Origin of the sequence: Kitasatospora sp. NPDC091257 (assembly GCF_044757675.1) — a bacterium.
Classification (GTDB): Bacteria; Actinomycetota; Actinomycetes; order Streptomycetales; family Streptomycetaceae; genus Kitasatospora; species Kitasatospora lactacystinica.
In genome coordinates this window covers 1-6,200 of the sequence record NZ_JBIVVI010000502.1, presented here as the reverse complement: position 1 = coordinate 6,200, position 6,200 = coordinate 1, and the positions used below count along the sequence as shown (strand labels likewise).

The following is a 6,200-nucleotide window of genomic DNA, read 5'->3' as shown; positions in this document are numbered from 1 at the left end:
CCCCCAGGCCGAGGACCGGCGGCAGAAACCATGACAGGGTGTCAGAAGTCGGGGCCCGCACTCCGGGCCGCGCCGACTGGGAGGCCGCCGACGCCGCCCTCGCCGGGATGACCGACCCCGGCCGGTGGCCGCCGGAACCGACCTCGCCCGCACGGCGCCGTGACCGACCCCCTACGCTGACCGGCGGGCGAACGGCCCACCGTCACCAGGAGGACGAGACATGGCAGAGCCGCTGATCGCCGCCGTCGGGGGCAGGGTGCCCGCCGTCGACCCGGGCGCCTTCGTGGCGCCGAACGCCGTCGTGGTCGGGGACGTGACCGTCGCCGCCGGCGCCGGTGTCTGGTACGGCGCGGTGCTGCGCGGCGACGCCGAGTCGATCAGCGTCGGCGCGGGCAGCAACATCCAGGACAACTGCACCCTGCACGCCGACCCCGGCTTCCCGCTGGTGGTCGGCGAGCGGATCTCGGTCGGCCACAACGCCGTGCTGCACGGCTGCACCGTCGAGGACGACGTGCTGGTGGGCATGAACGCCACCGTGCTCAACGGCGCCCGGATCGGCACCGGCTCGCTGGTCGCGGCCGGCGCGGTGGTGCCGCAGGGCATGGTCGTCCCGCCCGGCTCACTGGTCGCCGGCGTCCCGGCCAGGGTCCGCCGGGAGCTGACCGAGGACGAGAAGGCGGGCATCAGGGCCAACGGCGCCGGCTACCAGCTGCTCGCCGAGGCCCACCGGGAGATATGAGGCCCACCGGGAGACACCGGGCCCGTGCTAGGCGGTGGTCATCGCGGCCGCCGCCGGTTCCGTCGCCACGGGGGCGGGCCGGCGGCGGTCGACCACCCAGGCGAGCACCGCGATCAGCGTCCCCGCGGCGGCCAGGACCGCGCCGACCAGCGTCGGGGCGGTCCAGCCGAGCCCGGCGTCCAGCGCCAGCCCGCCGAAGTACGCGCCCTGGGCGTTGGCCAGGTTGAAGGCGCCCTGGACCGTCGCCGAGGCGAGGGTCGGCGCGCTGCGCGCCTTCCGGAGCACCAGGGTCTGCACGGCCGGCACGATCGCGAAGCCGAACAGCCCGATCAGCACCACCGTGACGGCCGCCGACCAGCGGGCGTGCGCGGTCACCGCGAACAGTGCCAGGGTGGCGGAGAGCAGCACGAAGGCCGCGCACACGGTGGGCCGCAGCGCCCGGTCGGCGGCGAACCCGCCCAGCACGTTGCCGATCGTCATGCCGACGCCGAACAGCGCGAGCACCAGGGTCACCGAGCCGGTGGCGTAGCCGGAGACATTGGTGAGCAGCGGGGCGATGTAGCTGTAGCAGGCGAAGAAGCCGCCGCAGCCGAACACCACGGTGGCCAGCGCCAGCCAGAGCTGCCCGCTGCGGAAGGCCCGCAGCTCGTGCCGGAGCCCGGACTGGCCGGAGGAGGGCAGCGCGGGCACCAGCCGGGCGATGGCGAGCGTCCCGGCGGCCGCGATCAGCACGACCACCAGCATGGTCGCCCGCCAGCCCAGGTGCTGGCCGAGCAGGGTCGCGGCCGGGACGCCGACGATGTTGGCGACGGTCAGGCCGGAGAACATCACGGCCACCGCCCGGGCCCGGCGGTCCGGTGCGACCAGCTCGGCCGCCGCCACCGCGCCCGCCCCGAAGAAGGCGCCGTGCGGCAGCCCGGTGATCAGCCGGGCGGCGGCCAGGGTCCAGAAGTCCGGCGCCACCGCGCACAGCAGGTTGCCGGTCGCGAACAGTCCGGCCAGCGCCACCAGCACCGCCTTGCGGGGCCGCCCGGCGGCCAGCGCGGTCAGCAGCGGCGCACCGACCACCACCCCCAGGGCGTACGCCGAGATCAGCCAGCCCGCCTGCGGGATGGAGACGTGGAGGCTGTCGGCGACCTGGGGGAGCAGCCCCATGGCGGCGAACTCGGTGGTTCCGATGGCGAACGCGGTGACGGCCAGCGCGAGCAGCGCGAGAGGCAAGGGGGTGACTCCGGAGTGATGCCGACGGACCGGGGAAGCGCGCGGCGGGAGGAAGGTGGAACGGAGGTGGGACGGCGGTGGGACGAATTCGTTCGTCCGGCATCCTAATCCGGCCGGATGACGGCGCTGTGAGGTGCGTGTGACGAAAGGGGGTCGCCGACACGGCTCCCGCGCGCGAGACTGGGAGCATGTGCCGCAACATCAAGACGCTGCGACCCCCCGTCACGCCCGACGCCGACGAGGAGGACTTCCACGCCGCCGCGCTCCAGTACGTCCGCAAGGTGTCCGGGTTCCGCGCCCCCGCGGCGCACAACCGGGAGGCCTTCGACCGGGCGGTGGAGGCGGTCGCGGAGGCCACCGCCCGGCTGCTCGCGGAGCTGGAGGTCCGCGGCCCGCACACGCGGGCCGCCGTGCCGGCCGAGGTCGCCGGGTAGGCAGGAGCAGGTGTGATGAAACCCGCCGAGCGTTACGCCCTCACCTTCCCCGGGACCCCGGGCACCCAGGCCCCGCAGGACGTCGTGGTGGTCACCCGCACCGACGCGAGCGGGCCGGGCGGCCACCCGGTGTACGAGGACGAGAGCGGCATCGTCCGGGCCGAGATCAGCGCCGCCGGCGAGGTCCGGATGCTCGCCAGCGGCGGCCACCAGAGTCCGCACGTGCCGGTGCACGCCCACCCGCTGACCTGACCGGCGCCGCCCGGCCGCAGCCGGACCGCCCGGAACACGGAAGGGGTGAGGCCGCCCGTGGTCGGGAACAATCGCCGTATGACCACAGCGAGTTGGCAGGGCGTCGTCATCGCCGAGAGCGACGACACCGTCGTCGTCGAGGGCAATCACTACTTCCCGGCCGAGGCGGTGCGCACCGAGTACCTGCGCCCCTCGGACACCACCACGGTGTGCGGCTGGAAGGGCACCGCCGGCTACCACACCCTGGAGGTGGACGGGCGGACCAACCCGGACGCCGCCTGGTTCTACGCCGACCCCGAGCCCGGGGCCGAGCACGTGCGCGGCCGGATCGCCTTCTGGCACGGGGTGGAGGTCGCCGAGTAGGCCCCCCAGGGCGGTGCCGTCGTCGCGAAAGGGGTACCGGGTTCCCATGGCAGTCTTCCGCAGGCCGGGCCGCTCCCGGCCGGCTCCCGAGCCCGATCTGAGCGAGCAGCTCGCCGAACTGGTCGAGGAGTCCGAGCAGCCCGTCGGCCCGGTCGCCGAGTACGCCGCGAAGCAGCGCGGCCGCGGCCGGGCCGTGGTGCTGCACACCGCCCGGCTGCTCGGCCACGGCGGGCGGGTCGCCGCCAGGGGAACGGCCAAGGGCGCCGCGTACGGCGGCCGGGCCCTGACCGAACAGCTGGTGCGGACCGCGCCCCGGATCCCGGTGCGCGACCTCGCCACCCTGCGGGCGCAGCACCCGGACGCGGCCTTCCCGGAGCAGCTGGCCGACCTGCTGGTCACCGGCGCCGTCCGGGCCTCCAGCGCGCTCGGCGCGGGCGTCGGCGCGGCGGCGATGCTGCCGGTGCCGCCCGCGATGCCGCTGGAGATCGCCGCCGAGACGCTCGCGGTGGCGGCCGTGGAGATCAAGCTGATCGCCGAGCTGCACGAGGTCTACGGCACTCCGGCGCAGGGCGGCGCCACCCAGCGGACCGGCGCCTACCTCGGCGCCTGGGCCAACCGCCGGGGGATCGACGCGAACCTGCTGGTGCGGCCCGCCGGCTTCGCCGCGCTGGCGATCAGCTCGGAGGTGCGCCAGCAGGTCCGCCGCCGGCTGACCCGCAGCTCGCTGCGCCACCTGCCGGCGGTGATACCGCTGCTGGTCGGCGCCGGCATCGGCGCGACCATGAACCGCCGCGACACCCGCCGGCTGGCCGGCGAGGTGCGGGCGGACCTTCGCGGGCGCCGCCCGGCGGACGGCGGCTACTGGGCCGAGGCCGCGCCGGTGCCGAAGGGCGGGGCGGTGGAGGCCGACGGGAAGGCTCCGTAGCGGCGAGGAGCAGGACGGCGCGCCCGGGACCGGTCCGGGGCGCGCCGTCGTCCTGCCGTTCCTCCTGGAGCTGCCGGGAGTGCCACCACCGCAGTGGCTCCCTCCTCCGCCTTGCGATGCACGCACCCCAACGCCGCCCCGCCCGCCCTCCGGGCGGACGACGGGAGTTTGAAGACAGCCGCTACGGCTTCGGCGGGGCCGGGGCACCCGCGCCCCGGCCGGCCTTGACGCCGTTCACCATCGCCTGGTGGATCGCCCGCGCGGTGCTCTCGTCGTGTGCCGGCACCGGGCTGCCGGCGACCGTGTACCAGTCCAGCGCGCCGGTGTACTGGACGGTCAGCCTCGCCTCGCCGTCCACCCAGGTGGTGTGCACGGTGAGGTCGCCGGAGATGGGGCCGACCTCGGTGGTGGTCACCCCACCGGGGCCGCTGATGATCGATTGGGTGGTCCAGGTCGCCCACGACGTGCGCGGGTCCGCGGACGGCCGGGCCTGGCGGTTGCCTTGGTCGTGTTCGGTCATGCGCCTATCCTCCCCCGCGGGTGGCCCGCCGCCGGAGCAGCGACACCCGCGGTCACGGCGACCGCCCGGTCCCACCGGGCGGTCGAGTCGGTACGGCGGACGGTTCAGTCGGGTTGGCCGGGTTCGTCCAGCATGGGGGCGCCCTCCGCCTGGGAGGTGTCCTGCGCGTGCAGGTTCTGCATCGAGGGGATGCCCTCCTCGGGGTCCGCGGCGCGGACGTCCTCGTCGTCCTCGGTGCTCACCTTGGACCGGTCGCTCATGTCGGTCATCGCGGGCTCCGTCTCCTCGGCCGGTCCCGGCGCGCGGGGTCGCGGGCGCGGCAGGACCGGAGGTGTCTCTTCGCCCCTCCAGCCTGCCTCCGCCCCGGCGTCGGGGCCAGCCGGGTGACCCGGCGGGCCTCCGCGGGCCTCCGCGGACCTCGCCCGGACCTCGCCCGGTCGTCACCAGGTGACGGGCAGTGACCGCATGCCGTAGATGAACGAGTCGGTGCGGAACGCCAGCTCGTCGCGGGGGACGGTCAGCCGCAGCCCGGGCAGCCGCCGGAACAGCGTGGCCAGCGCGATCTGCAGTTCGGCGCGGGCGAGCGGCTGGCCGAGGCACTGGTGCACGCCGAAGCCGAAGGCCAGGTGCCGCCGGGCGTCCCGGTCCAGGTCCAGCTCGTCGACCGGCAGCCGGTCGGCGCCGCCGAACACCTCCTCGTCCCGGTTGGCGGTGGAGAGCATCGCGATCACGCCCTCCCCGGCGCGGACCGTGGTGCCGCCCAGTTCCACGTCCTCCAGGGCCAGCCGGGCCACCCCGGTGTGGACGATGGTGAGGTGGCGCAGCAGCTCCTCCACCGCGCCGGGCAGGGCGGCCGGGTCGGCCAGCCTGGCGATCTGCTCGGGCCGGTCCAGCAGCAGGGCGGTGGAGAGCGAGATCATGTTCGCGGTCGTCTCGTGCCCGGCGATCAGCAGCAGGATGCCGGTGCTGGCGACCTCGCGCGGGGTGAGGTCGTCCCGGACGGCGAGCCGGCTGATGATGTCGTCCCGCGGCTCCGCCCGCTTGCGGGTCGCCAGCCCCTCCAGGTACTCCAGCATCTCGTCCCGGGCCGCCAGGCGCTGCTCGATCGTTTTGGCGTTGCTGAGCAGCGTCCGGCCGACGCCCTGGAAGAACTCGTGGTCCTCGTAGGGGACGCCGAGCAGCAGGCAGATCACCAGGGAGGGGACGGGCAGCGCGAAGTCGGCGACCAGGTCGGCCTCGGTGCGGCCATCGGTCATGGCGTCCAGCGCCTCGTCCACGATCCGCTGGATGTCCGGGCGCATCGCCTGGACCCGTTTGACCAGGAAGTCCCCGGTGACCATGCGGCGCAGCCGGGCGTGCTCGGGGTCGTCCAGGTTCAGGAAGCTCGGGGTATCGGTGATCTGCTCCCGGTCGCCGGCGACCAGCAGCGGGAAGGAGGGGTGGCGTATGTCGGCGCTGAACCGGCGGTCGGACAGGATGGTGCGGACCTCGGCGTAGCCGGTGGCCAGCCAGCAGGAATCGCCGCCGGGCAGATCGCCGCGGGTCAGCGGGGCGCTCGCGGCGGCCTCGGTGTACGCGGGCGGCGGGCCGAACGGGCAGCCGGCGGAGTGCCGGGCCGGGAGCGGGACGGCGGGGACGGTGGGCGTGCTCGTCAAGGCGGGGTCTCCTTGCGTCGCGATGGTTCTCCGGTGGGGGTGGTGTGGTGACCGGACGTCGGTCAGGGGCGGGCCGGGGTGTCCGGAACGG

General features: G+C 75.2%; 9 protein-coding genes. 5 read left to right on the top strand and 4 right to left on the bottom strand.

The genetic code is table 11. The features are described 5' to 3' along the window. The first annotated feature begins 220 nt into the window (after nucleotides 1-220). The gene (locus tag ACIQOV_RS22665) at nucleotides 221-739 is read left to right on the top strand and encodes a gamma carbonic anhydrase family protein (protein ID WP_359912510.1); all 519 of its coding nucleotides are present in this window, start codon (nucleotides 221-223) and stop codon (nucleotides 737-739) included. 27 nt (nucleotides 740-766) lie between these two features. On the opposite strand, the gene ACIQOV_RS22660 is transcribed toward ACIQOV_RS22665, so the two are convergent. Beyond that, entirely contained in the window at nucleotides 767-1,960 is a 1,194-nt protein-coding gene (locus ACIQOV_RS22660; RefSeq protein WP_380554298.1) for an MFS transporter, read from the bottom strand. A gap of 188 nt (nucleotides 1,961-2,148) precedes the next feature. Here ACIQOV_RS22660 and ACIQOV_RS22655 point away from each other — a divergent pair, with 188 nt between their 5' ends. The 4 genes from ACIQOV_RS22655 to ACIQOV_RS22640 all read left to right on the top strand — a co-directional run bounded on the left by ACIQOV_RS22655 (nucleotide 2,149) and on the right by ACIQOV_RS22640 (nucleotide 3,934). Further along, nucleotides 2,149-2,394 carry a DUF2277 domain-containing protein gene (locus ACIQOV_RS22655; RefSeq protein WP_401051092.1) on the top strand — a complete coding sequence of 82 codons (246 nt, stop codon included), beginning with the start codon at nucleotides 2,149-2,151 and terminating at the stop codon, nucleotides 2,392-2,394. A 15-nt stretch (nucleotides 2,395-2,409) separates the two neighbouring features. Beyond that, nucleotides 2,410-2,646, top strand: a complete 237-nt coding sequence (locus ACIQOV_RS22650) for a DUF6296 family protein (protein WP_380554301.1) — start codon at nucleotides 2,410-2,412, stop codon at nucleotides 2,644-2,646. Nucleotides 2,647-2,724: 78 nt separating this feature from the next. Continuing rightward, on the top strand, nucleotides 2,725-3,009 hold the full coding sequence (locus ACIQOV_RS22645) for a DUF427 domain-containing protein (protein ID WP_359912522.1): 285 nt from the start codon (nucleotides 2,725-2,727) through the stop codon (nucleotides 3,007-3,009). A gap of 46 nt (nucleotides 3,010-3,055) precedes the next feature. After that, entirely contained in the window at nucleotides 3,056-3,934 is an 879-nt protein-coding gene (locus ACIQOV_RS22640) for a hypothetical protein (RefSeq protein WP_401051090.1), read from the top strand. A gap of 181 nt (nucleotides 3,935-4,115) precedes the next feature. Here ACIQOV_RS22640 and ACIQOV_RS22635 read toward each other — a convergent pair whose 3' ends face one another. The 3 genes from ACIQOV_RS22635 to ACIQOV_RS22625 form a co-directional block, all read right to left on the bottom strand. Next, entirely contained in the window at nucleotides 4,116-4,454 is a 339-nt protein-coding gene (locus tag ACIQOV_RS22635) for a hypothetical protein (RefSeq protein WP_380553229.1), read from the bottom strand. A 104-nt stretch (nucleotides 4,455-4,558) separates the two neighbouring features. Further along, entirely contained in the window at nucleotides 4,559-4,723 is a 165-nt protein-coding gene (locus ACIQOV_RS22630) for a hypothetical protein (RefSeq protein WP_401051087.1), read from the bottom strand. 171 nt (nucleotides 4,724-4,894) lie between these two features. Continuing rightward, nucleotides 4,895-6,109, bottom strand: a complete 1,215-nt coding sequence (locus ACIQOV_RS22625) for a cytochrome P450 (protein WP_401051085.1) — start codon at nucleotides 6,107-6,109, stop codon at nucleotides 4,895-4,897. Nucleotides 6,110-6,200: the final 91 nt, after the last annotated feature.

What these genes read in the sequence shown, in the direction of transcription:
- ACIQOV_RS22665 (WP_359912510.1), top strand. Translation starts at nt 221, where the DNA reads ATGGCAGAGCCGCTGATCGCCGCCGTCGGGGGCAGGGTGCCCGCCGTC.
- ACIQOV_RS22655 (WP_401051092.1), top strand. Translation starts at nt 2,149, where the DNA reads ATGTGCCGCAACATCAAGACGCTGCGACCCCCCGTCACGCCCGACGCC.
- ACIQOV_RS22650 (WP_380554301.1), top strand. Translation starts at nt 2,410, where the DNA reads ATGAAACCCGCCGAGCGTTACGCCCTCACCTTCCCCGGGACCCCGGGC.
- ACIQOV_RS22645 (WP_359912522.1), top strand. Translation starts at nt 2,725, where the DNA reads ATGACCACAGCGAGTTGGCAGGGCGTCGTCATCGCCGAGAGCGACGAC.
- ACIQOV_RS22640 (WP_401051090.1), top strand. Translation starts at nt 3,056, where the DNA reads ATGGCAGTCTTCCGCAGGCCGGGCCGCTCCCGGCCGGCTCCCGAGCCC.
- ACIQOV_RS22635 (WP_380553229.1), bottom strand. Translation starts at nt 4,454, where the DNA reads ATGACCGAACACGACCAAGGCAACCGCCAGGCCCGGCCGTCCGCGGAC.
- ACIQOV_RS22630 (WP_401051087.1), bottom strand. Translation starts at nt 4,723, where the DNA reads ATGACCGACATGAGCGACCGGTCCAAGGTGAGCACCGAGGACGACGAG.